This window comes from Mesomycoplasma ovipneumoniae (assembly GCF_033343935.1).
GTDB classification, from domain to species: Bacteria; Bacillota_I; Bacilli_A; order Mycoplasmatales; family Metamycoplasmataceae; genus Mesomycoplasma; species Mesomycoplasma ovipneumoniae_G.
In genome coordinates this window covers 10,001-35,486 of sequence record NZ_JAWPGQ010000001.1, presented here as the reverse complement: position 1 = coordinate 35,486, position 25,486 = coordinate 10,001, and the positions used below count along the sequence as shown (strand labels likewise).

Genomic DNA, 25,486 nt, shown 5'->3' with positions numbered 1-25,486 from the left:
ATGGAAAAATTTAGTATTTTGGTCGACATTTTTCCTTTTTAACTTGAAGAATTAGCTTTTCATTCTTCATATTCTGCTTGACAATCGAGAACTAATAAATCTAATTTTTCAAGGTCTTCAAGAATAGTTCCTGAAGCATTAAGATGACCGCCCCCACCTCATTTTACGGCAACTTTTTGAACATTTGGGCCTGCTGATCTAAATTCAACCCGTCATGAATTTTGGGTTTCTTGAACTAAACAGAGTCAAATTTTGTAATCGTCAATGTTAGCTAATAAATTTGGTCTAACTGAATTTTGTGAATTTTTTTGTAGTTTTTGCTGTTCTTCAATGGATAAAGTGTAATAAATTACATTTTTATAAGTTTTTTTATTAGCAAAAATGTAACTATCAAATTCAAGGTCAGCTAATCTTTTGGCATTTAATTTTTCATGAATTTTTGAAAAATTAAATCCAGTTTCAAATAAAACTCCCGTTAAAAAGTGGGTTCGTGCTGATGTATTTTTATATAAAAAGCGCCCTGAATCTGTGTAAATCCCAAGGTAAATGAGTTCAGCTGATCTTTTTGAAATTTTTCAGTTTAATTCATGCGCTAAATCTGCAATTTGTTCACAAGCAGCAATATAAGTCGGGTCAACTCAGCGATAAGCTTCACCTAAATCATCATCATTTGGATGATGATCAATTCTCAAAATTGATTTGAATCGAATTTGCTCAAATAAATAAGCAAATTCGATTCGATTTTTAAAGTTTGCATCAACAATTATGGCCAAGGATTTTTCCAAAATTTCTTTTTCAGGCACTGAATCTTCTTTTAAGTCTAAAAATGAGAATGATTTTTTAAAATCTCCGATTGCAAAAACTTGCTTATTTGGAAAGTTTTCTAAAATAAGTGATTTTAAACCGTTTTGAGCGCCAAGGCAGTCTCCGTCAGGTCTAATGTGGTGAAAAATAACGATCGAGTCGTGATTTTCGATGAGATTTTTAATTTCTGTTGCTATTTTTTTATCCATTACGTTTAAAACCTTCGGCTAATTTTTCTAGTTTTTCTAGTATTTCGCTAATATTTTGATTAATTTTGTCATTATTATCTAAATTAATTCCAGCAGCAAAAGGGTGACCTCCCCCGCCGTATTCGGCCGCTACTTTATTAATAACTGGTCCATTTGAACGAATTCTTACCCGAATTTGGTTGTCGTATTCGATCAAAAACAACCAAATCAAGGCATCACCTATATTTGATAAAAGATTAACTGCTGAAACTTGACTTGAGGACAAGTTGAATTTTTCCTGTTCGCTTTTTGAGACATAATGTCATAAAACTTTGCCTTTTTTGTTGTAATTTCCTAAAACATGTGCTTGAAAAGCGACTTCATTTTCAGTTCTCTGAGCCAAAAGGCGATTTAATTCGCTGAAATTAAAATTAGTTTTCATTAAAAAAGCTACAATTTCAAAGGTTCTTGCTGTTGTTGAAGGAAAAGCAAAACGACCTGAGTCTGTTAAAATTCCTAAATAAACAAAAAGTGCAATTTCCTCGTCAATGTGTCATTTTTCTTCTTTCAAAATAAAGCCAATCATTTCAGAAGCGGCACAAAAAGTTGGATCAATTCAAGTTTGATCGTAAATTTCTTCCTCTTTTTCAGGGTGGTGGTCAATTTTAACTCTTGTTTTGAATTTAGAATTCAAGAAAAAGTCTAATTCCTGAATTCTGTTAATATCAGCTGTATCAACTGTAATTGCAAGTGAATTTTGAAAAAATTCACTTGCAATTGAATCTTTATTATCAAAGTGAAAATTTAAAAAATCAAATTCTTTGTTGTTGTTTCCAATTAAAAAAACATTTTTTTGGGGGAAATTTTTTTTAATTGCTCTTGCAAAACCTTGTTGAGCTCCAAGACAGTCGCCATCAGGTCTAATGTGGTGAAAAACAAAAATATTGTCGTGTTTTTGGATGTTTTTTATTATTTCTAAATATGGTTTTGAGTTCATTTTTTCCTTTTTTTAGTCATCATGGTGGTACTTTCGATTATATTTTATAGAAAGTCCGCGATAAATTTGTTCTAGAAGTACAAGTTTGAAAATTTTATGGGGGAAAGTTATTTTACCAAATGATAAAAGCTTGATATTTGGTACTTTTTCAAGAACCAAGCCTTCATCAACACCTCTTGAACCGCCGATTATGAGGCAAATATTTGCTGAGTTTAATAGTTGTGAAAATTCTGGGCTAGAAATAGTTTGACCACGCTCAGTAAAAAGAAAACAGCTGTAATTTTTAGGTATTTTTTCCAAAATTAGCTTAGTTTCAATGATTTTTTTTAAACTTATGTTTTCATTTTGAATTTCGTTAAGATTAATTAAATCAACTTGGTATTTAAATTCTTTAATTTTATTGATTTCTTTTTGATATAAAACTGAAAAATCTCTAGAATTACTTCCAAAGCCAATTATTAAAATTCTCATTATGTTTTTGCTTCTTTTTGCATTTTTAAAAAATTAAGATGAAATAAAAGCATCTGAATATCTGCTGGATTTACACCACTAATCCTGCTTGCTTGGCCAATAGTTTTTGGTCTAACTTTTGAAAATTTATCGAGTGCTTCAGTTGATAAATTAGCAACTTTTTGATAATTTATATCTGTCGGTATCAGTAAATTTTCAAGCCTAATCATTTTTTCGGCCTCAGAATTTTGCTTTTGAATGTAGCCTTTTAAACGAGAAATGACCATTAATTCATAGCCATATTCAAAATCGGGCAAAATATCTTTAAAATCAACATCAGGTCGTGAAATTAATTTTAACTTTGAAATTCCAGTTTTTATACCGTATTTTTTTGCCAACGGATCTTTTGGCGACAAAAAATCTTTAGAAAGTTTTTCTATTTTTTTATCAATTTTTTTGTATTTTTCTTTAACTTTTAGGTAATAGTCTCTTGAAATCATACCAGAAACAAAAGCATATTTTAACATTCTAATATCAGCATTATCATTTCGAAGAATAAGTCGATATTCTGCTCTTGAAGTTAGCATTCGATAGGGTTCTTTTGTTCCTTTTGTCACTAAATCATCGATTAAAACGCCAATATAGCCGTCATTTCGCAAAATTTCAATTGGTTTTTTCTTTAAAATAAATTGTCCAGCATTAATTCCAGCAACCAAACCTTGGGCCGCAGCCTCTTCATATCCGCTAGTTCCGTTAATTTGACCGGCCATAAAAAGCCCTTTTATTTTTTTAGTTTCTAAACTTTTTTTCAATTCAAGTGGATTAATTGCATCATATTCAATTGCATAGCCGTATTTTGCGATTTTTGCATTTTCTAGACCCGGGATTGTTTTAATAATTTGGTCTTGGACTTCTTCGGGCATTGAGGTCGAAAGGCCATTTATGTACATTATGTCTTGTTTTTTTGTTTCTGGTTCAAAAAATATTTGGTGTCTAGGTTTGTCAGAAAAACGGACAATTTTATCTTCGATTGAAGGGCAATAACGAGGTCCAACTCCCGAAATTAAGCCTGAATACATTGAAGATTTGTCCAAATTTTCGTTTATTATTTGGTGTGTTTTTGCGTTGGTGTAAGTCAAATAACAGGAAATTTGTTTTTTTAGTTTGTGTTTTGACTGAAATGAAAAATTTATATTATAAAGTGGTAAAACTTCGCGTTCAACTTTTGAAAAATCAATGGTGGAAGTAAGAATTCTTGGCGGAGTTCCTGTTTTAAGTCGTTGCAATTCAAAACCGAGTTTTTTTAAATTATTTGAGAGCAAATTTGAGGTTTCTTGCCCATCAGGACCACTTGAAATAGATGAAGAACCGCGAAGAACTTTTGAATCCATGTAGGTTCCGGTGGTTATAATTACACTTTTTGCAAAAAAAACAGCCCGTTTTTTTGTTTTTAGTCCAAAAATACGGTTTTTTTCAACCAAAAGTTCAGTTACTAAATCTTCAAAAATAGTTAAATTATCCTGTTGTTTTAGATCTTTTAGGATAATTTTAGAATATTTTTCCTTGTCAATTTGTGCTCGCATAGCTAAAACAGCAGGACCTTTTGACTCATTTAAATATTTAATTTGAATCATGGCAGCATCAGAAAATTTAGCCTGCACACCTCCAAGAGCGTCAATTTCTCGAGTTATTATCCCTTTAGCAGGTCCGCCAATTGCTGGATTACACGGCATTGATGCTAATTTTTTTTTATCAAGTGTTATCAGCGCGACTTTAAAACCTTTTTTTAAAAGTGCATAAACTGACTCAATTCCGGCGTGACCACCACCAACTACAATTGCATCAAACTCTAAACCACTTTTATTTTTTTCTTTTGACATTTTAGACTTTCTAAATTCAATTAATTAAAAAATTATACTATATTTTAGCTATTTTTATTGATTTTTTCAAATAGAAAATCAGCTTTTATACAAGAATTAGACCAATAAGTTGGCTAGTTTCAGGGCGATCAGGTGACTTTATGAGCATTTTTGTCTTTTTGTCATTTATATAAATTTCAATAATGTTGTCAAAAACAGAAATTGCGTCTTTCAAGTAACGGTAATTTACATTTATTTCGACAAATTCAGGATCATACTCGTCAAAATTAGCAAAATTTGGATTCATTTTAAAGTCAATAACATTTTTTGTAGAAACATTAGATTGACCTGAATCTTGTCGTGAAATGAAACCTTTTAATTCGGTTTTTGACATTGTAAGATTAATTACATTATCTTTTCCTGGCGAAATTATCGTAGTTTTGTCAATTAGATCGATAATTTCGCGCTTTTTTATAGAAAATAAATATAAAATTTCATCTTTTTTTGGCAAAACATTCGAAATATCTTTGTAGTCTATTGTCAAAATTCTTGATTGAATAGTTAAATTATCGTAAATATAGCTAATTTTTGTCGGTTCAATATTCAATTCAATGTCTGAATCGAGCTCTGGGGGTATAAAATCTTTCAAATTTTTAGCATTAACAGAAATATTTATTTTACTTTGGTTAAAAATTTCAATTTTTTCTGAGGCAAATCTAGTTGTGTCTGTTGCCGAAAAAAATAAATAACCTGAATCAGAACTAAGATTTATCGCCGATAAAACCGGTTGAGAAGGGTTGTTTGTCGTTGCAAAAGCTGTGTTTTTTACGGCTTTTTTGAAGTTTTTTGCATTTACAATTAATTTTATCCCTTTTTGGTCAAAGTCAATTTCTGGAAAAAAACTAGCATTAATAAGACTTTTTGTAAATGAAGCTTCTTCTCAGGAAACAATTAATTCGTTACCTTTTAATTCAAAACTAATTTCTGAATCACATTTTTTTATAACATCACGTAAAAAAAATCCATCAATTAGGCAAAAACCGACATCAATTATTTCAATTAAATTCTCTTTTTCAATAAAAACTTTATAAGAAAGTTCGCTATTTGTCGATATTATAAACAAACCACCTCTTGTTAATTTCATAAAAAAAGAGCTCAGTGGAGAATTATTGTGACTAAGAATTGCTACTTGCATTCTTTCGATTTGTTTTTCAATAATGTTCTTTTTAATTCTAAATTTCATTTTTACTCCTTACAAAATAAATAATAAATTTAGTTAAGTTAAGTTTTGTTAAGTTAGATTATGTTTAGTTTAATAAAAATTATAATAAGTTTGTTTAAAAGTTCAAAAAAACAAAAAAATCTTTAATTAACACTGTTTTTTTGCCAAAAAACAGTGTTAATTTCTATTATTTTTTATGTTTAAAACTTCAATTTAAATGTTTATATATTTGATTTAGAGCCAACTCTAATTCGTGATTGTTGCTTTGTTTTAAATCATCAATTTTTCTAAGTGTAAAAATTATTGTCGAATGCTTTCTGTTGTTGAAAAATGACCCAACCTCGTTGTGAGTTAAATCAAGAATATTCTTAATTAATCAAATGGCGATATCACGGGCATGGACTATATTTTTATCTCTTTTTTCACTTTTTATATCGTTGACAGGAATTCCGTAATATTTAGAAACGGACTGAATTATTAAATCAGGCGTAATTATCTGTTCAGTTTCATGTTTTTCTACAAAAATTTCGAGCATTTTTTGCTTGTCAAAATAAATTTCGTTCTGAAATTTAATTCTATTTGTCTGAATGTAGAAAACAATTGACTTTAGAGCACCCTCAAGTTCCCTGATTGAGTTTCGAAAGTGTTTTGAAAGAAATTCAAGCGCTTCAGTTGTCCAAATGTGTTTGTCCAAATTTTGTTCACGCAATTTATGTGTAAAAATGCGCAAAAAATCCTCTTTTTTAGGCTTATTTAACTTTATATGCAAACCTGAACCAAACCTTGTGATGAATCTTTCTTCAAAACCGCCTAATAATGAAGGTGATTTATCTGATGTTATAATTACAGTTTTGTCATTTTCAATAAATTTGTTCAAAATTTCAAGAGCAACTATTGAAGTCTGATGTTTATGCCCTAAACCTTGAATGTCGTCAAATAAAAAAACGTCAACCTGAGTCAGTCATTCTAAAAAATCACTGATTTTATTGCTTTCACCGTTTTGCATTCAACCGGTTATGCAACTTATAAACTTATAATCATTAATGTAGAAAACTTTTTTACCTTTTTCAGCCAACAAGTTTCCGATGGCATTAATAAAGTGAGTTTTCCCGATTCCTGAGGGTCCTGAAATGAAAATTGGCGAAAAATTAAGCTTTGTGTCACTTATAATCGAATCGTAAATGCTAAAAATCTGAAAATTATAGTTAGACCTTATAAAGTTTTTAAAGGTGAATTTGTTCAAAAAATTATTTATTTTAAAGCTGCAATACTTGTTTTTTATAGTAAAATCATGCGCTTGTTTAGGTTTTGCTATATAATTATTTTCATTATTAAAAGTTAAAACCTTAGAAATTTCAAGGTTAGAAATCGCTTTTTCGACAGTGTCAATTCATCGAGAAATAACTTCTTGTTTTGCAATTTGGTCTGTAAAATCAACGATAATTTCGTTTTCGGTCTCGTTTACCACAAAAATTGTTTGAAAAAAATTGTTGTAAACCATTTTGTCATTTAATAGGTTTTCAATTTGTTGCCGAAGTTCTTGGGTTCTGATTTTTATATTACTATTTGCATTCATTTTTTTGATTTTTCCTTCTTTTGTGGTAAAATTTAGAAACGTTTACTTTATTTTTATATAAGAATATAAAAAGTGTTAAAATTTAACTATACAATTTTGGGTGCAAGTCAACAAAATAACTATGTTTTTTTAAATTTTAGCAATATTTTTAAAAAAACAAATAAAACAAAAGGAGATATCATGAAAAGAACATACCAACCAAATAAACTAAAACACATAAAAACTCATGGCTTCCGCGCACGTATGTCAACTGCTGACGGTAGAAAAATTTTAGCAGCTCGAAGATTAAAAGGTCGTAAAAGATTAACTGTATCAGATAAATAGTTTTTAGGATAATTTTGCAAAAAATTCCGACTATTAAAAAAAATTGAGAATTCCAAGCAATAATCGAATCTAAAAAACAGATAGTTACAAATTCTCTTATTCTTTATTATTCAAAATTTGCTTTTTTCGAAATTGGTATTTCAATTCCGAAAAAATTTGCTAATGCAGTTAAACGAAATTATTATAAAAGGCAAATCAAAAATATTCTTCACAGCCTTCAAAAAAATTGACCTTCTGCACCAAAATTTCGAGTAATTTTAATAACAAGAAAATCATTTTTAACACTTAATTTTAAAGAAAAAGAGAACGAAATTATTAAAATATTCAAAGAATTCCAAAAAAATGAAAAATAAACAAACACGACCAAAGGCTTTTGATTACTTCCAGAACCAAAACGGTTCAAAAAAAAATAGCTTCAAAAACTTCAAATCTATTTTCAAATTTTTGAAAGTCTTTTTTTACACTATTATTTTCGGAATTTCTCTAACCGGTTGTATTCAATCATTAGTTGTAAAAACTTCGCATAATGTCGGCGAGGCGCTCGAGTTTTATAATTCTAAAGAAGAAATAACCCCAAATTATACAATTTTTAAAAAATCAGAAAATGAAAGCGCACCTGGTATTGAATTAGCAACAAAAAACAATAACTTCTTGATTTCAGCTGACTCAAAAAAAGTAAATCAAGAAAGCATTTTAAACGTCTTAAGACAACAAATTGGAGATAAAAATTCAGATTTTGGTGAGTTTAATTCACTTCTTTTGTTCCAAAATAATGAAAATGAATTTGAATATTTAAAAGGTGACAAAACTAATGAATTTATTTTTTTCAGTTCCGCGCAAAAATCATATGAGCAAAAAACTAATTGAACTGAAATAAAACTTCCATCTCCAAAATATTTTAGTCAAAGAGCTGATAAAAATTATTTTGAAAGTCTGCAGAACGCCAAAAGTTTGCCTATTAATAATTTTAATTTTCAAAATAACAATGATACAGCCAACATAACTGAAAAAATTGACCAGTTTTTCTTTAAAATAGACAGCAAACTCCCGCCTGTTAATCGGAGTTATGCAATTTTTAGCCGTGATGTCCTTCAAGTTCTTTATAACAAATTAATTTCATTACCAGAATTTTCAAATAATAAACTGGAAAATGCAATTGAAGAATTTGAAACAAAAGCAGGAAAAGAAATTTCTCCTGAAACTGAAAAAATTATTTCTGGATACGCTGAATCTATAAAAAAAATAATTTTTCCTATTAATTTTTCCCGAATTGACATACAAAACAAAACTTACAACTGGAATAATAACGACGAAGAATTTGCAAGAAAAATCGCTTTCCAAAATCAAGTTCCATCATTCCCGATTGTTAGTTGACTTGAGTCGTGGAAATTAGGGCCTTTTTATGCAATGTTTGTTTACCCGATTTCTAAAATAATTACTTGAGTAAACTCGTCTCAGTCATTATCTGCCTGATCTGGTTGAATAACAATTTTGGCGATTTTAACTATCGTTGTAATAACGAAACTTATTTCTTTTGCTTTCAGATTTAAAACAATTTTTGGTCAAAATAAGCAAAATGAACTGCAACTAAAAAAAGCTAAAATTGATGCAAAATACGAAAATTACAAAAAAAATAAAGTCATGCAACAACGTCATCGACAAGAAGTTGCCGATCTTTATAAGAAAAATAATTTTTCACCATTTGCGCCTTTTTCCCAAATTTTAGTAACTATGCCTATTTTTATAGCTGTTTGACGAGCACTCCAGGGAATTCCTAGCTTCAAAGTTACTTATTTTTTAGGTCTTGAATTAGCAGCAACTTCTTATCAAAAACTTTTTGACGGACAATGAATTTATCTTCCGATAATAATTATTACGGTTTTAGTTCAAGGATTGCAGCAGATAATTCCGAAACTTTTAAATAAAAATAAAACAAAAAGAATAATAAACGCTCAGGAAAATGAGACATATAAAAAACAAGTAAAAACACAAAGAATCATGTCGATAATTTTCGTGTTTTTTGGAGTAATTTTTCAAGCTTCACTTCAAATTTATTGAATTATTGGTGGTATTTGAGAAATTATGCAAGCACTTGGGGTTCATTATTTCCAAAAATCCAAGACTTATCGTGAAAAAGTTCAACCCTGAATGCGTAGGAAAAAATGGATCTAATAATACAAATAAAGGTTTGCAAAAATTCGCTAAAATAGTATTAAATGTTTAAAAAGTTTAAAAATCTACGGAGATACTAAATGAATAACAAAATTTCACCTTGTATTTGGACACTAATTTCAAATACCCACCTTCGAAAAGCGGAAAGTTTAGAAATATTAATTAAAACACTTTATTTAAATAAAGAAGAAATAAACCCAAATTTCAAAAGTAAATGACTAAAAATTTACAAAAATAAAAACTGAAAACCAGTTGGAGATTTGAGCGAACACATAAGATTAGCCTCTCAACTCGGGATTGCAAAAACAAATATTTTAGTTAATGGACAGCAAAAACTTAATATTTTAGCTAAATTAATAAACAACGGAACAATAAAAGTGCGCGAATATATAAGCATTATTTTGTTTAATTTGGTTACTTTTATTAATGAAGAATATCGCCACTTGTTTAAAATGACGCTAGAATTGCTCAAAGAGAAGAAAAACGAACCAGTTTCAGTTGATGAAATTTTTAATAATTTTAATTTCGGAGATCCTTCTTGCCCAGAGTTTGACGAAAAACTTCAGCGTTATAATTTAACACAAAAAGACCATATTTTTTATATTCTAATTTCTGGTATTTTTTTTGAAGTTTTGTCTTTTCGCGAAAAAAGTCAGCAATACAGCACAAAATTTTTTAAAATAAAACTTTTTGACTACTGATATTCAAGAATTGACGAACTAATAAGCAAATGCAACACTCAATTAGAGTCATATAATTTTGAAAAAGCAAGTGCCATAAGGCTAGATCCAGAAAAATGATCTAATTATTTAACCTCAAATTCTCAAGCAAACTATGACTATATCATAAGCGTTCTGAAAAATAAATCACAAGAAATAACTCCGGTTTTAGCTAAAAATGAAGCTAAAAATGAAGCTACAAACGAAACTCAGACCGAAAAAGTAGACGCTCAGGACGACTTAACATCCCAAAACGAATTTTTAGATCAAACTGAACAACCAGAAACAATAACTGAATTAAACAAGCCTGAAGTTAAAAACACCGAAGAGATAATTAAACCCGTTGAAAAAAAGCGTAATTTAAGCGAATTTTCTCAATTTTATACACCTACATTTGACAGCCAAAGTTGCTGCGAAAATAACCCTAAAAATTTATCAGAAAATCAAAATTATCCTATAAATTTAGGCGTAATTTTAGATTCTCAAATAACCTATTGGCCTGAAAACACCGGAAAAAATCTGGAAAATTCACCCGAAGAATATTCAAACAAAACAAAAAAATCCTTGCATGGCATTTTACATTCATCTGAAATTCTTTCCTGTCCTTGTGAAAATTCACAAGCTATCAATTCAAAACCATTAGATTCAAAGTCAACTAAAACTGAAGAAATCAAAACAGAAGAAGAAAAAACAGAACAGCTAGAAAAAGACTCCGTAGATTTAGAAAAAATTTGCTATTTACCGACAGAATCGCAAACCCAAATTAATGATGTAAAACTCCCAGCTTCTACATTTTTAAAATCCAGAGAGCATTATTATAATTATTTTATTAACAACGTATATAAATTAATTGATTTTTCAATTAAAAATTTACTAAATCAACCCAAATTTAAGCAAAATTTCTTTAACTTATTAGAGAAAAGAAAAATTAAAGACGAAATTACAATAAGTCAAAAACAAACAAAAATTATGTCCGGTAAGAATATATTTTTAATTTCTTCATCTCAAAATCAGATTTATGATGAAATTAAAAACAATATTTTTGAACACGGTTTGGACAAAAATAACTATGAAATAGCTACTTTTTCTGATAGTTACACTATCCAAGACTTTGTTGGTTATAGTGATTTTAGTGTTGATGAAAAAAATCAGCCCAATTTTATTCCTGGTCCATTTTCACGGATTTTGAGAACCTCTTTTTGAAATCCAGATAAAAAATATTTCTTAATTCTTGAAAACATGGATAAAAAAGCTGCAATTGATTTAGCTTCACAACTAAAACCGCTTTTTTATCGTGATGAAAAAGCTAACAGCTTTTTTTCAATTTCGCTCCCAGAAGTTTCTTCATATGTTTTTTCAAATGATGACCAAAAAATTTATATTCCGGCAAACCTTACAATTATTGCAACTACTGTTGTCGATGTTGAAAATCAAGAATTTGACTTTCCAATTGACTTACTAGAAAATTGAGATTTTAAACATTTACCTAACAAAAAACAAGTAAACATTTTGCCAGAAAAACAAATTTGTGACACTGGTTTGAATTGAGATGATTTTTTAAGGGTTTTAGAGAACCAACTCGCTAATAAAAATCAGGACTATGCTTTACAACTTTCTTTTGAAATAGATCAAAATATATTGCAAAATCCCGATCTTTTTGCTAACAAAGTCCTATTTTTCTTATGAAATTTTACCTTTAAAAATAAAAGAGAACTAATTTTTAGCTACGAGTCCTATTTAACTTTGGCAAATAAATTCATTAATTCCGAAGGACCTGAACGCCTAAAAATCTTTAAAGCTAATTTTTTTGACTCGTAAAAATGTATTAATTTTAGAAGGATTTATTTAAATTTAACTGTGAATTTTAACAAAAAAGTAAAAAAAATTTTTCGGCATTTTCTATTTAGCAGTTTTTGAATACCACAAACCGTTTTTATCATAGCTTCATGTGGGAATGGTGGTAAAACTGAAGATCCGATTTTAAATCCAACAGGTCTCGGCATTCAAAATGCTATAAGTTTAAAAAAATTCATTAATTCAGAGAGTTTAATTGAAATTCCTACCGAAAAACAGCAACAAATATACGAGCAAAAAGATTCACAATTTTACCTACTTAATCTAAAGGACGCTCCAAAAATTTCAAATTCACAAAAAATAAATCCCGAATATACATCAAGATTTAGCCCAAATTCGGAAATAACATACTTAAATTTAATAAATCGCTACTATAATTCTAAGCAACTTCAAGACGTTAAGCGCAAATTAAATCAAGGTCCTGACTCAATTTATGTCCCAACTGTAGCCGAAAATTCAAAGGATTTTTGATTTATTTATGTAATTCCAACTTCGGTTGGTTTTACAGAATTTGAACAAAACGGCCGAAAAATTAGTATACCTGAAAATTCAACAAAATTCCCTCGAACCTTAACTCCGTATTCATCTGTTGAGTTAAAATTGCTGAAAAAAGATCTAATTTCAAATGATAACAAAAATTATTTGCAAATAAATGTTAATCAAATGCTTAATTCTTTTGCTTATAAACACAAAGATCCCAACTCTCCCCAAAGTACAGAAAAAAATTTATTTGGCTTTCTTGATTCGCAAACATTCCCTAATTACAAGCTTTTTTTAAAAAACATCGATTTTGAAAAAAATGAAATCACTTTCACATTAGATGAAAAACAAAACAACCTAAAACGCGAAATAACGCAGAAAAATTCCCTAGATTCAAATATTTCAGTAATTAATTTGGAATATAAATCTGATAAATATGAAAAAAACGCTAATCCCGAAGCATTTTTTTCTAAAACCGAAGATCCAAAAGACCAATTATCAGACTATCCGTTTGTTAGATTTTTTACCCAAACTTTTGTTGTACCTTTTGAAGGCAAAACAATTAACTTTGACAAAAATTTTTCTATAATAATCGAAAAAAAATAGTTTATTTTTTCGTAAAATCTCGATTTTCCCACTTTGATGAGATAATCTTAAAAAAGCGTCTGGTTTATTATTTTGGGCGCCTTTTTAACTTTTTTGGCAAGAATTAATTACCTATTTTAAAACACTGACAAAAATCAATTTATGGATAAAACAACAAAAACCATAAAAAAACAACTACTATTTAAACTCAATGCAAATAGAAAACTCATTTTTATTTACATTGAGCCTAAAAAAATATATTAAGTTTTGAAAGAACAATAATTAAAAGCCCTAAATTTGAAGATTTCTAAACGGGTAAATTTAAGGCATTCCATCATATTTAAAAATATAACGGAAAATTCGCATTTTCTGATTTTTTTATGGCAAAAACATTTCTTATCCTCCCTAATTCAATATCAAAATTTATTAATTCATTCTTAGTGAGGTTTATTATAACATAACTTTATTTTTGACAAAGCATTTTTTTTTTTTTTTGTTTGCAAAAGATTAAATTCAAAATTATAAAAATTAAGATTTTAGCATCAAAAAACCCGTAAATTCGGGTATTTTTTCATATTTATATTCACTAAAAAGTGAACTTTTGCCTCCAAACTGGGTAACTCAGTATAATCGAAAAAAATAATTTATTTTTTTTCGTAAAATTCTAATTTTTCCTTAAATTTCTTAAGTTTTTCGCATTCTAGTTTAACTTTTTCTTTAGGTGCTTTTTCAACAAATTTTTGATTTGAAAGTAAAGTTTCTGCCCTTAAAATTTCGCTTTTTAAGAACTCAATTTCTTTTATATAGTTTTCTTCTTGCGCTTTTTTTACTTCGTCAGGAATTTTAAGCGAAATTTTAAAGTTTTTGGTTTTAATAATAAACTCATTGTTTGGCACTCATTTTCCAAAAACAAACTTACTAATAATCTCAATTTCTTCTTTTTGGAACTCGGCATCAAGAACACAAAATTCCAACATAATTTTCTTTGAAATCTGTAAATTTTCGCGATAAGATCTTAAACTATCTATAATTTCAAGGATATTTTCGACCTTTTGATTGTCACTAAATTGCCTAACTCTAGGCATTTTTTGTTCCAAAATTTCCTCATTAAAAATTTCTTCCATCAAAAAATCTGTCAAAAAAGGCATAAAAGGGTGCAAAATTATCAAAACACTTTTTAATAATTTTCTAGCATAAAAACCGTTTTGTCTAGTTTTGATCAATTCTATATAACGAGAAGAAAAATCCCCGAAGATAAAATTATTAATTTCGGTTCCAATAACGCTGAAATTGTATTTTTTAATATTTTTTACAATTTGTTTTTTAAAATCATAAATTTTACCTTCCATTCAAAAGTCGATAAAATCTGGTTTTCTATGAGTATTATCTAAACTTTTAATATATTTGGCAATATTTCAAAGTTTATTGCTTAAATTTCAAGCTGAATTTAATTTTTCAAGACTAAATCTTATATCTTTTCCCGGACTTGAGTTAAAAAGAAGCATTTGTCTTAAAGAATCTGACCCGTATTTTTCAATTATTTCCATAGGATCAATCCCGTTTCCGAGTGATTTTGACATTTTTCGCCCTTCTTCATCGCGAATAAGACCGTGAAGCAGAACTTTTTCAAACGGCTTTTTATCCATAACAAAAAGAGAGGAAAAATACATTCGTGCAACTCAGAAAAACAATATATCTCAGCCAGTAACTAGCAAACTTGTCGGAAAATAGGACTTAATTAACTCAGAATTATTAGGCCATCCTAAAAAAGAAAAAGCACTAATTCCTGAAGAAAATCAAGTATCAAGAACATCAGGATCTTGAGTCCATCCTTGACCAGGTGATGCTATTTGCACCTTAAATTCGTCATTTTTATACCAAACAGGGATTCTGTGACCTCATCAAAGTTGGCGTGAAATAGTTCAGTCGTGGATTTTATCGAATCATTTTCTTAAATTTTTCTCAAATCCGCGCGGGTAAAATAGAATCTTATCTTTTGAATTTAGGTGCGAAATTAAAGACTGAGCTAATTCATCCATTTTCACAAATCACTGTGGTTTTTTAAGAATTTCGACAATTTCGCCACTTCTTTGTGAAAAGCCGACATTTGAAACAACGTCTTCGACCTTGATTAAAAGGTCTTCGTTTTCAAGTTTTTTTGCAATTAAATCTCTGGCATCAAATCGATTTTTACCTTCAAATTCAAGGGTATTTTTGTTTAAATTGCCATAGTCATCGATGCAATCTTCAGCAGAAAGACCGTTTTTTTCTAAAATTTCAAAGTCCAAAATTGAATGAGCCGAAACTTTCATAACCCCTGAGCCAAAATCTTGACTGACATTTGAATCACCAATTATTTTTATTATTTTTTTAGTTAAGGGATGAATAACTTCTTTGCCAATAAAGCTTGAATATCTTTTATCTTTTGGATTTACAGCCAGGACAACATCGGACGAAATAGTTTCAATTCTTGTTGTTGCCACGGTCAAAAATTCGGTTGAGTCTTTCAAAAAGTACTTTAAATAGTACATTTTTTGATTTACAGGTTTATTAATAACTTCAATATTTGAAAGTGCGGTTTGTAGCTTTACATCCCAATTTATCGCTCTTTTTCCGCGATAAATCAAATTTTTTTCTCATAATTTGATAAAAAAATTTGAAACAGCAAACTGAGCCTCACTGTCAAGTGTAAATCTTTCTTTGGAATAATCAAAGGCAATTCCTAATTTATTTCACTGTTCTTTAATTTTTATGTATTGCTGATCTTTTCACTCATAGCATTTTTCAATGAATTTTTGACGCCCTAAGTCAAATTTAGAAATGTTTTTTTCTGCTAAAAAAGCTTCAACTTTTGCTTGAGTAGCAATTCCAGCATGATCAACACAAGGCAATAAAAGAACGTCAAAGCCTTGAAGTTTATGAAATCTAATCAAGGAATCTTGAATAAAAATATTTCAAGCATGACCTAGATGCAAGTGTCCTGTAACATTTGGGGGCGGACTTATGATGGAAAAAGGTTTTTTTGGATTTGTGCTAGCATAAAAAAAACGCTTATCAAGTCATTTTTGGTTTCTATTTTTTTCAACTGTTTTATGATTGTATTTATTTTCCATGATTCACCGCTTATAAATTTATGACAAGAATATCTTCGTCCAAAAGTGTGTTTTGGCTTGAAAATTCGTTAGTTACTTTTATATTTTTTATAGGATTTCAAAAATCAGCATAATATTCAAAATTATTGTTGATTCCAGAGGGGTTTTTTCGAAAAACTTCGTTTTGTATTTGCTTGTAAAGTTGTGTTTCAAGCAAATACAAATTAGTTCGATCAAAACTACTATTTTGGTAAAAAAACTTAGCAAACGAGGTTTTTGGAGTCAAAGGCAAATCTACCTCTTGAATATATTCAATTAAAGTACCATTTTCAATAAAAACAATGCTAAAATCACGAATAGGTTTGATTGACCGCTTTGCACAAATAAAAAGTTGGACTGTATTCTCGCCATCATTAAAAAAATGCTGAAAAAGTTTTTGTTTGTAAGTAGTGCCTAAGTAAAAAGAATTTTCGTCAAACAAAAAGCGAGAATAATTGCCCATTTTTGTTTTTTTTAGTTCTAAAAAAAACAAAATATTTTCGGGGAGTTCACCGTAAAATTGGTAAAGAATGTCAAAATTAATTTTGTTTTCAAAACAAAAAATCAAGAATTGATTTTTTCTCAAAAAAGTATCAATTCTACTTAAATTATAATAGTAAAAAAAATTTTTTAAATCCATCAAGGTGTCTCTTAAAAAAGCAAAATGAGTTCAATATTCACTTTTTGAAATTTTATTTTTCAGTCTTCTTAACTTGTTTTCGATAGAAGCAACTCAAAGTCTTTTTGCAAAAAAAGAGTTACGAAAATTCTTCTTTTTAAGGCTTTTTTTCATTCTAATTACTTCATGTTGTCACAAAACATTAGCTCGTAGCAAAGTTTTGCTGTTTACTTTAAGATTTTGATAATAGGGATTTTCTTTGCGAAAAGAGTTAATTTTCTTTGTTCTAAAGTGTTTTTGTGCCTTTTTATTTTTTTCTTCAAGCATTTTTTGCTGACGATTTTTTTTTCAAAAAAGTCAAAAATCATCAGCAAAAGTTTTATCAAAAAAGTTTTGAATACTTGGGATATTATCAAGGCTTTTTTGATTTAACAATTTAGACATCCAAACTTCAAATTCGTAGTAAATTTGAAATATTTGCTCAGTTGACAACCACCTGAAATTTCCGCTTTGTTTTATCAAATTCAAAAAGCAAGTATATCCAGTGGTAAAAATTTTTATTTTATAAAGGTCGGCATCGGCCGAATTTGTTAGCGAATTATGCTGGCTGATAATGTTTTTTATATCGTTTTTAATAATTTTTAATGCATTTTGGGTTGTTTCATTGCTTTTAAAGTTGTCAAATTTTGAGTCAAAAAAAGGATTGCTAAGTTTTAATTCTTGATTTAAATTTTCTTGCTCAACTTTTGGATTTAACTCTGTTTTTATGTATAGATTATAAAAATTTTCGTTTAATTTTTTATAATCGCTCTTAATTTTATTGACCATTTCGGTAAAATTAAAGGAAAAAAAAGCACTTTTTTCCAATAAATTAGTTATTTGATTATCCATGTTTGTTAGAAATCGATCAATTTCGGGCATTGTTAGATATAACATGTATTTTCTTGTTGTATTAGTTTCAATTTCAAACGGTTTTGTGTTTCAATGGGACAAAAGAACCTGAATCACGAGCTTTTTTTTAATTCTTTCATACATTTCTTTTGATAAAAAATCTGAAAAACAACTGTTTTTGCTGTAATCATAAGGTCTGTCGTTTTCAAGAATAAATCCATTATAAGAATTTTCTTTTTGAAGAATTGTTTTGAATTCATTAAAAAAATTTGGATCAGAAGAATAAATAAATCCGCACTGTTTTGCATCTAATTCAAGACTAAAATAATTTCAATACTTATTTTTTATATTATGAAAAACAAGTTTTTGCTTTTTCTCGTTATTAAAATTAATAATATTTTCCATAATTTAAGTAAGAGAGTAAGAGAATTTTTTATAAACTAGCGGTAAAACAGCTCTTGCAGTGAAATAAATAACAGAGGCATTAATCCAAATTTTGGCAGGAGAAATAATTATATGCGTCAAAAAAGCGGTTTCAAAATTATTAAGTGCACCAGATTCTACATCACCTTTTGCGGCAAGAACGCTTGCAATTGGCTCATGCAAGGCAGAAAATGCAACGATTGGAACAAGAGTCAAATATCGCTCATTTTTACGGAAAAAGTTAATAAAACGTGCAACAAGTAAAAAGATTATCATTGAAAAAGTACCAAAAAGAATCAAAATTAAAAACGAAGTTTTGCTAGAAATAAAGCGCGCTTTGCTAAAATCAATAGAAGAATTAAACATAACCGTCGAAATAACTGCCGCAGCTATTAAAGCCAGCACAAAAAAACTGGATACTCAATAAAAATTCAGTAAAGCTTTTTCTTCAGTTCAAGCTTGGACTTTAGCGACTTTTTTTTGTAATCTAAGCAAATTTTGCCGCATTTTTCGCTCTAAGTTTGCATCTTTTGAGTTATGGCTAATTGCATGATAAGTGTAGTTAAAAATTTCTCGCTTTTGGGTAAAAATTTTATCTCCTAGGCGTTCTAAAATTTTATCTTTTTGAAATCATTTTTTCCCTTGAACAACAAAAAATCAAAAGAAAATGCCAGGAATAAACCCAGTAAGCGAAAGGCTGAGAGTATAATATCAAGAATAAACGCCAGGAATGAACAAAAAAGTAATTAAATCTGATAAAAAACCAGTTAAAAAACCAACTATTGGTCCAAAAATAAAGCCTGTTATTTTAATGGGCAGCCCAATAATTGAAAAGCGAAAATTAGGCAAAAGAGCAAAAGGAGCCAATCTGACTCCGATTATTAACATAATTACCGAAATTGATATGAAAATCGCCACAAAAGAGATTTTCATATTCGTCAACTTACCCATGAAATTTCTCCTTTTGCCAAAATTTTCCCCTTATAAAATGAGTTTAACTTAATAAATTATAGCAAAAAAAATATAAACAACAACATTTTAGATAGATTCTTTTAAGGCTGAATTTTCAAGCGTCAAATTAATCGCCCAATTGCTTTTTAGATAAATTAGTTCAAAAATAATTCACTTTAAAATATCTGAAAGATAAAAAACTGTCAGTGAAATAAAAAGTTTTAAATGAACTTCAGAAATCAGAGGGATAAAAACTAAAACTATAAGAATTTGTCAAACAAGTTGCCCTAAACCGGTAAAAAAATCTCACCAACTGGCAAAATTAGCGCGTCCGCCGGCCTTAATTATCGTTAAAGAGGCATTAATTTGAACCCAAATTGGATTAATTAAAATTATAACTATACAGATTATAAAAATCTGATTTAGATAAAAATCAACAGCTAAATTTTTTTGGGCGTCAATAATACTTTGGTCAACTGGCAAATTATTTTCGTTAAAATAATCAGACAATCCTTTTTGAACTTGTTCTTTAATTCCCGTTGTGATCAAGTCAGTTTTTGTGATAGCAAAAACGATAATAAAGGCAACAACTGACATAACAACTGAAACAACAAATAAAAAACCTTTTAACATTGCAGCGTTTTTTTTGGCTAGTTCAATTTTATTTTGACCTAAATTTTGACCAACAACAATTGAAACACTTGTCTGAATTGAGGCAAAAGTTGTAAAAAAAATGTTAGCGATTGTGAGAATTATTCCTGAAATGGTTAAAAATCCAATACCTCAAAATTTATAAAAGCCACTACCATCGTCAATTCCGATCGAACCTGGCGGCAAACTTTGAGATCAAAGCACAGAACGGATTGAAATAATTAAAGAGGCAATAGTTACAAGCGACATTCCGACAAAACGTGCAAAAAACTGCTTTCAAATTTGTCTCTCAATTTGAAACATTTTTAAAACTGAGAGACTAATTTCTTTTCTATAAAAAAGTTGATAAAGATACATTAAAAAAGAGGTTATTAGTCTTGAAATTACAGTTGCAAGCGCCGAACCAGAGACTCCCATTAGTGGAATTAGTAAAAAATTAAGCCCAATATTCGTTACTAAGGTCAAAGTGTTAAAAAGAACAGAAACTTTCATCACACCAATTTCGCGCAGAATTCCTGAGGAAGTGACAATGTAGGCAAACAAGATTCAAGAAAAACTTATTATAAATAGGTAACTTTTTGCCTGGTCAAAAATACTCTGGTCTAAACCTGACGAACCCCTTCTTCACTGAACAACTCTGAGCAAACTTTCAGGAAAAGCTCACGAGAGAACAGCGAAGAACAAAATAACTATAAAAGACAGAATATATCTAATATTATTTACTTGTTGGGCGAGTTTAAATTCTTTTTTTCCTCAGTATTGGGCAAAAATAATTGACCCGATTGTGTTAATTGAAATTATAAAAGAAAAAACAATTCCTGTTCAAAAATTGGCCATCCCAACAGCTGTAATACCGCCACTGATTTGGGAAACCATGAAATTATCAATAAAATTATTTATCGAAATAAAAAGCGTTGCTAAAATTACTGGAATGGTAATTTTAGCAAATTTTTTCCACATTTCTGGCGAATCAGGAAAAAATTTTTTTATTGAAAAATGCATTTTATTCGTTAGTTACTTCCAAAATTTTAACCGAATATTTTTCATTTACATCAACTTCAACTTCATCGCCTTCGTGTTGACCTAAAAGAACTTGTGCAATCGGTGAAAAATTGGAAATTTTATTCGCAAAAGGATCAGCGTCAATTGAAGAAACGATTTGAAAAGTTTGAACTAAACCACTTTCCAAATTTTTAAGGGTAACTTTTGAACCAATTGAAACTCGTTTTGATCCTGAACGAGTTTCAATTATTTTTGCTTTAGCAATAATAGCTTCAAATTCACGTATTTTTGATTCAATTATCCCTTGTTTTTCACGGGCTACATCATATTCGGCATTTTCAGAAAGATCGCCTTGAGAACGAGCGTCTTTGATTTCTTGAATTACATTAACACGCTCAACATTTATTAAATGTTCAAGTTCTTTTTTTATTTCATCAAGTTTTTGTTGGGTTAAAAGAACTTCATCATTCATTATTTTTTTCATTTTTTTCCTTTTTAAATAATTTTTAGTAAAATTTTAATTTATTTTTTTTGAATTATCAAAAAATCATAATAAAAAAATTCATCGAAGTGAATTTTATGCAATTTTAACATTTTTAAAATTGCCCTTCGCTGCTTTTTTTTATATTTTCAGATTAAGTGTCCACCAATTTTAACCTTTTCTAAAAATTCTTGAAAATTTTTAGGGTTAATTTCTGCCGAAATTAAAATAAAATCAAAAAAAGCTTCACAATGGCTTGTGTAATTTAGGTTGTTTATTTGCAATTTTTCAAGATTTTTTGTCAAACTGTTTTGATCAAGGTGAGATTCAAAAACTGTGTTTGTTGAATTTTGGATATTTTTCTGACTAAGACAAGCCACAATTCCGTCTTTTTCAACAAATAAATTTGTTTTTGAATTTGTTTCCCTTATTTTATTAATAACAAACTCAAGACTTTCAACGAGCCAGATATCGCTTTCTAATTCAGTAACTTGTGATTTTAGATCTATTCACTGGTCATAATTTTGACTTTGGTGTTCAAAATTATATTTTTTAATTAATTTATTTTTTTTGACTCATGTTCAAACAAAGGAGACTAGCGCAACCAAAAGTGCAAAAATCCCGGTTATTAATAAAATAATTTTTCAAATCGGCATATTTCTCCCCTAAAAAACACTAATATAATAAATTATAAGTTTTTTTGTAAAACCAACAAAAAAATAAAAACAAGCAAATTTTTCCAAAATAAATATGTAAAAATTTGTAAATTTGAAAAAAAATATTTTTATTTGCTTAAAAATTTTAAAAAAATATTTTTTTTCAAATTCATGGGTCATTTTTGAGATTATCCTTGGCTGTTGCAAAGCAAAAAATCTCCTAAAATTTTACAAAATTTATAAAAAAAATTAGCAAAAATGGCTATATATAATATAAATTAAACAAGAAAAAAAATTTTTTTATTTTTTTCTTGGTTTTTTTATTTTGCCGGGTTATAATAACTAAGCTTTGTTTCAAATGAAGAAACAGACAGCGTAAAAAAAAAAAAAAAACGCAAAAAAAAAAAAAAAAATTATTTGTAAAAAATTTTTTTTGTGATATAATTAGAGTTACGCTGTTAAAACGGCAAAAAAAATTTTTAGATCTTTCAAAACTAGGTATATAATTTCAAAACCAATTTCAAATTGAACGCAATCATGAGAGTTTGATCCTAGCTCAGGATAAACGCTATCTGTGTGCTTAATACATGCATGTTGAACGGAATATGTTAGCTTGCTAACATATTTAGTAGCAAATGGGTGAGTAACACGTACCTAACCTACCTTTTGGACCGGGATAACTATTGGAAACAGCAGCTAATACCGGATAAAATAAAAAAATGCATGTTTTTTTATTAAAAGGAGCCTTTAAAGCTCCACCAAAAAATGGGGGTGCGCAACATTAGTTAGTTGGTAGGGTAAAGGCCTACCAAGACGATGATGTTTAGCGGGGCCAAGAGGCTGTACCGCCACACTGGGATTGAGATACGGCCCAGACTCCTACGGGAGGCAGCAGTAAGGAATATTCCACAATGAGCGAAAGCTTGATGGAGCGACACAGAGTGCAGGATGAAGTCTTTAGGGATGTAAACTGCTGTTGTAAGGGAAGAAAAAACTAGATAGGAAATGATTTAGTCTTGACGGTACCTTATTAGAAAGTGACGGCAAACTATGTGCCAGCAGCCGCGGTAATACATAGGTCGCAAGCGTTATCCGGAATTATTGGGCGTAAAGCGTCCGCAGGTTTTTTGTTAAGTTTAAGGTTAAATGCTAAAGCTCAACTTTAGTTCGCTTTAGATACTGACAAAATAGAATTATGAAGAGGTTAGCGGAATTCCTAGTGGAGCGGTGGAATGCGTAGATATTAGGAAGAACACCAATAGGCGAAGGCAGCTAACTGGTCATATATTGACACTAATGGACGAAAGCGTGGGGAGCAAACAGGATTAGATACCCTGGTAGTCCACGCCGTAAACGATGATCATTAGTTGGTGGCAAAAGTCACTAGCACAGCTAACGCGTTAAATGATCCGCCTGAGTAGTATGCTCGCAAGAGTGAAACTTAAAGGAATTGACGGGAACCCGCACAAGCGGTGGAGCATGTGGTTTAATTTGAAGATACGCGTAGAACCTTACCCACTCTTGACATCCTCGCAAAACTATAGAGATATAGCGGAGGCTAACGAGATGACAGATGGTGCATGGTTGTCGTCAGCTCGTGTCGTGAGATGTTAGGTTAAGTCCTGCAACGAGCGCAACCCTTTTCTTTAGTTGCTAACATTAAGTTGAGAACCCTAGAGATACTGCCGGTGCAAACCGGAGGAAGGCGGGGATGACGTCAAATCATCATGCCTCTTACGAGTGGGGCAACACACGTGCTACAATGGCTACTACAAAGAGCAGCGAAACAGTGATGTCAAGCTAATCTCAAAAAAGTAGTCTCAGTTCGGATTGAAGTCTGCAACTCGACTTCATGAAGTCGGAATCGCTAGTAATCGCAGGTCAGCTATACTGCGGTGAATACGTTCTCGGGTTTTGTACACACCGCCCGTCACACCATGGGAGTTGGTAATGCCCAAAGTCGGTGAGTTAACCTCGGAGACCATTGCCTAAGGCAGGACCGATGACTGGGGTGAAGTCGTAACAAGGTATCCCTACGAGAACGTGGGGATGGAACACCTCCTTTCTACGGAAAATTACTACTACTAAATGTGGTTAAAATCAAACTAACACATTAGAAAATTTAATAATTTGAAATAATTTGTTCTATTAATTCATTTTCTCCTTGTTTAGTTTTGTAAATATTATTTTTTTTGTAAAGTAAACTTTTTTTAACTTTTTTTAATGAATTTTTTAATACAATAGCAATTTGAAATTGATTATGTACCTAGTTTTGAGAGCTCTAAAACTCTCAAAATGTCTGTAAAAAGACAATTAGCTCTTTCAAAACTGAACAGTAACAATTTTATATCTGATCTAAAAATCAGATAATATTCCAAAGTCTTTTAAAATTAAACCGAGTTTATTTTTAAAATTTTATAACTTTTAGTTATAAAAACTCTAAAATTGTTAAAATACCTTAAGATATATTATCTAAATAGGCTATACTCAGAAGATAGTTTTAACTTTTTAAATAAATAAGAGTATTTGGTGGATGCCTTGGGTCTGAAAGTCGATGAAGGACGTGATTACCTGCGATAAGCTTCGTGGAGCTGGAAATAAGCTATGATACGGAGATTTCCGAATGGGGAAACCCAACCTAGCAAACCTAGGTTGCGCTTTAATGAATTCATAATTAAAGCAGCGAGATACGTTGTGAATTGAAACATCTTAGTAACAACAGGAAAAGAAAATAAATAATGATTCCCAAAGTAGTGGCGAGCGAAATGGGAGGAGCCCAAACCGTTTTTACGGGGTTATAGGACATTTTAATTGAGTTACAAAATTATATAATAGCAGAAAAAGTTGGAATGCTTTGACAAAGAAGGTGAAATCCCTGTACGCAAAATTATATAATCTCATAAATGTATCCTGAGTAGGGCGGGGCACGTGAAACCCTGTCTGAATTTGCCAGGACCACCTGGTAAGGCTAAATACTAATCAGACACCGATAGTGAACTAGTACCGTGAGGGAAAGGTGAAAAGAACCCCGAGAGGGGAGTGAAATAGATTCTGAAACCATTTACTTACAAGTAGTCAAAGCACGTTAATGTGTGATGGCGTACATCTTGCAGTATGGTCCGGCGAGTTATGTTAGCAAGCAAGGTTAAGCGGATTAAAGCGCAGCCGTAGGGAAACCGAGTCTGAATAGGGCGTTTAGTTTGTTGACATAGACCCGAAACCAGGTGATCTATCCGTGAGCAGAATGAAACTTTGGTAAAACAAAGTGGAGGTTCGAACCGTAGTACGCTAAAAAGTGCCCGGATGACTTGCGGATAGTGGTGAAATTCCAATCGAACTTGGAGATAGCTGGTTCTCTTCGAAATAGCTTTAGGGCTAGCGTGTAGAAATATAATTAATGGGGGTAGAGCACTGAATGTGGAATGGCGGCACCTAGCTGTACTGACTATAA

At 30.0% G+C, this 25,486-nt stretch carries 17 protein-coding genes and 2 rRNA genes (1 of these 19 only partly in view); 7 read left to right on the top strand and 12 right to left on the bottom strand.

The window, feature by feature from the left end:
• Positions 1-38: 38 nt before the first annotated feature.
• From R7X45_RS00120 to dnaA, 6 genes are all read right to left on the bottom strand, one after another.
• A complete protein-coding gene (locus R7X45_RS00120) occupies positions 39-1,013 on the bottom strand; it encodes a bifunctional oligoribonuclease/PAP phosphatase NrnA (RefSeq protein WP_318055483.1) in 975 nt (324 codons plus the stop codon).
• Positions 1,006-1,989: a bifunctional oligoribonuclease/PAP phosphatase NrnA gene (locus tag R7X45_RS00115; RefSeq protein ID WP_318055482.1), complete on the bottom strand. Its 984-nt coding sequence runs from the start codon at positions 1,987-1,989 to the stop codon at positions 1,006-1,008. The genes R7X45_RS00120 and R7X45_RS00115 overlap by 8 nt, the downstream gene beginning before the upstream one ends.
• A gap of 12 nt (positions 1,990-2,001) precedes the next feature.
• A complete protein-coding gene (locus R7X45_RS00110) occupies positions 2,002-2,460 on the bottom strand; it encodes a 23S rRNA (pseudouridine(1915)-N(3))-methyltransferase RlmH (protein WP_318055481.1) in 459 nt (152 codons plus the stop codon).
• Positions 2,460-4,319, bottom strand: coding sequence for a tRNA uridine-5-carboxymethylaminomethyl(34) synthesis enzyme MnmG (gene mnmG, locus R7X45_RS00105; protein WP_318055480.1), 1,860 nt, complete (start codon positions 4,317-4,319; stop codon positions 2,460-2,462). The genes R7X45_RS00110 and mnmG overlap by 1 nt, the downstream gene beginning before the upstream one ends.
• Positions 4,320-4,404: 85 nt before the next feature.
• Positions 4,405-5,541 carry a DNA polymerase III subunit beta gene (locus tag R7X45_RS00100; protein WP_318055479.1) on the bottom strand — a complete coding sequence of 379 codons (1,137 nt, stop codon included), beginning with the start codon at positions 5,539-5,541 and terminating at the stop codon, positions 4,405-4,407.
• A 166-nt stretch (positions 5,542-5,707) separates the two neighbouring features.
• A complete protein-coding gene (dnaA, locus tag R7X45_RS00095; protein WP_318055478.1) occupies positions 5,708-7,096 on the bottom strand; it encodes a chromosomal replication initiator protein DnaA in 1,389 nt (462 codons plus the stop codon).
• Positions 7,097-7,276: 180 nt separating this feature from the next.
• Here dnaA and rpmH point away from each other — a divergent pair, with 180 nt between their 5' ends.
• The 5 genes from rpmH (at position 7,277) to R7X45_RS00070 (ending at position 13,251) form a co-directional block, all read left to right on the top strand.
• Positions 7,277-7,420 carry a 50S ribosomal protein L34 gene (gene rpmH / locus R7X45_RS00090; RefSeq protein WP_044284298.1) on the top strand — a complete coding sequence of 48 codons (144 nt, stop codon included), beginning with the start codon at positions 7,277-7,279 and terminating at the stop codon, positions 7,418-7,420.
• Between the two features lie 14 nt (positions 7,421-7,434).
• A complete protein-coding gene (gene rnpA, locus R7X45_RS00085) occupies positions 7,435-7,773 on the top strand; it encodes a ribonuclease P protein component (protein ID WP_044284280.1) in 339 nt (112 codons plus the stop codon).
• Positions 7,763-9,592: a membrane protein insertase YidC gene (yidC, locus tag R7X45_RS00080; protein WP_318055477.1), complete on the top strand. Its 1,830-nt coding sequence runs from the start codon at positions 7,763-7,765 to the stop codon at positions 9,590-9,592. Before rnpA ends, yidC begins: the two co-directional genes overlap by 11 nt.
• Positions 9,593-9,672: 80 nt before the next feature.
• Positions 9,673-12,129: a hypothetical protein gene (locus R7X45_RS00075; protein WP_318055476.1), complete on the top strand. Its 2,457-nt coding sequence runs from the start codon at positions 9,673-9,675 to the stop codon at positions 12,127-12,129.
• A gap of 39 nt (positions 12,130-12,168) precedes the next feature.
• Entirely contained in the window at positions 12,169-13,251 is a 1,083-nt protein-coding gene (locus tag R7X45_RS00070) for a hypothetical protein (protein WP_318055475.1), read from the top strand.
• A 623-nt stretch (positions 13,252-13,874) separates the two neighbouring features.
• Here the strand turns inward: R7X45_RS00070 and R7X45_RS00065 are convergent.
• From R7X45_RS00065 to R7X45_RS00040, 6 genes are all read right to left on the bottom strand, one after another.
• Positions 13,875-16,343, bottom strand: coding sequence for a valine--tRNA ligase (locus tag R7X45_RS00065; RefSeq protein WP_318055474.1), 2,469 nt, complete (start codon positions 16,341-16,343; stop codon positions 13,875-13,877).
• A gap of 10 nt (positions 16,344-16,353) precedes the next feature.
• On the bottom strand, positions 16,354-18,276 hold the full coding sequence (locus tag R7X45_RS00060; RefSeq protein ID WP_318055473.1) for a hypothetical protein: 1,923 nt from the start codon (positions 18,274-18,276) through the stop codon (positions 16,354-16,356).
• A gap of 3 nt (positions 18,277-18,279) precedes the next feature.
• Positions 18,280-19,245 (bottom strand): LytS/YhcK type 5TM receptor domain-containing protein, encoded by a 966-nt coding sequence (locus R7X45_RS00055; RefSeq protein ID WP_318055472.1) that lies wholly within the window; start codon positions 19,243-19,245, stop codon positions 18,280-18,282.
• A gap of 87 nt (positions 19,246-19,332) precedes the next feature.
• Entirely contained in the window at positions 19,333-20,898 is a 1,566-nt protein-coding gene (locus R7X45_RS00050) for an MATE family efflux transporter (RefSeq protein WP_318055471.1), read from the bottom strand.
• Position 20,899: 1 nt separating this feature from the next.
• Complete coding sequence (gene greA / locus R7X45_RS00045) at positions 20,900-21,382, bottom strand: transcription elongation factor GreA (RefSeq protein ID WP_252263052.1); 483 nt, start codon at positions 21,380-21,382, stop codon at positions 20,900-20,902.
• Between the two features lie 38 nt (positions 21,383-21,420).
• A complete protein-coding gene (locus tag R7X45_RS00040) occupies positions 21,421-22,035 on the bottom strand; it encodes a BC85_0335 family putative methyltransferase (RefSeq protein ID WP_318055470.1) in 615 nt (204 codons plus the stop codon).
• Between the two features lie 533 nt (positions 22,036-22,568).
• Between R7X45_RS00040 and R7X45_RS00035 the strand changes: the two genes are divergently transcribed.
• Both R7X45_RS00035 and R7X45_RS00030 read left to right on the top strand, forming a co-directional pair.
• A 16S ribosomal RNA gene (locus R7X45_RS00035) occupies positions 22,569-24,100 on the top strand.
• A 440-nt stretch (positions 24,101-24,540) separates the two neighbouring features.
• A 23S ribosomal RNA gene (locus R7X45_RS00030) occupies positions 24,541-25,486 on the top strand; it runs 1,956 nt beyond the window's last position.
• The 16S and 23S rRNA genes sit together here, the layout of an rRNA operon.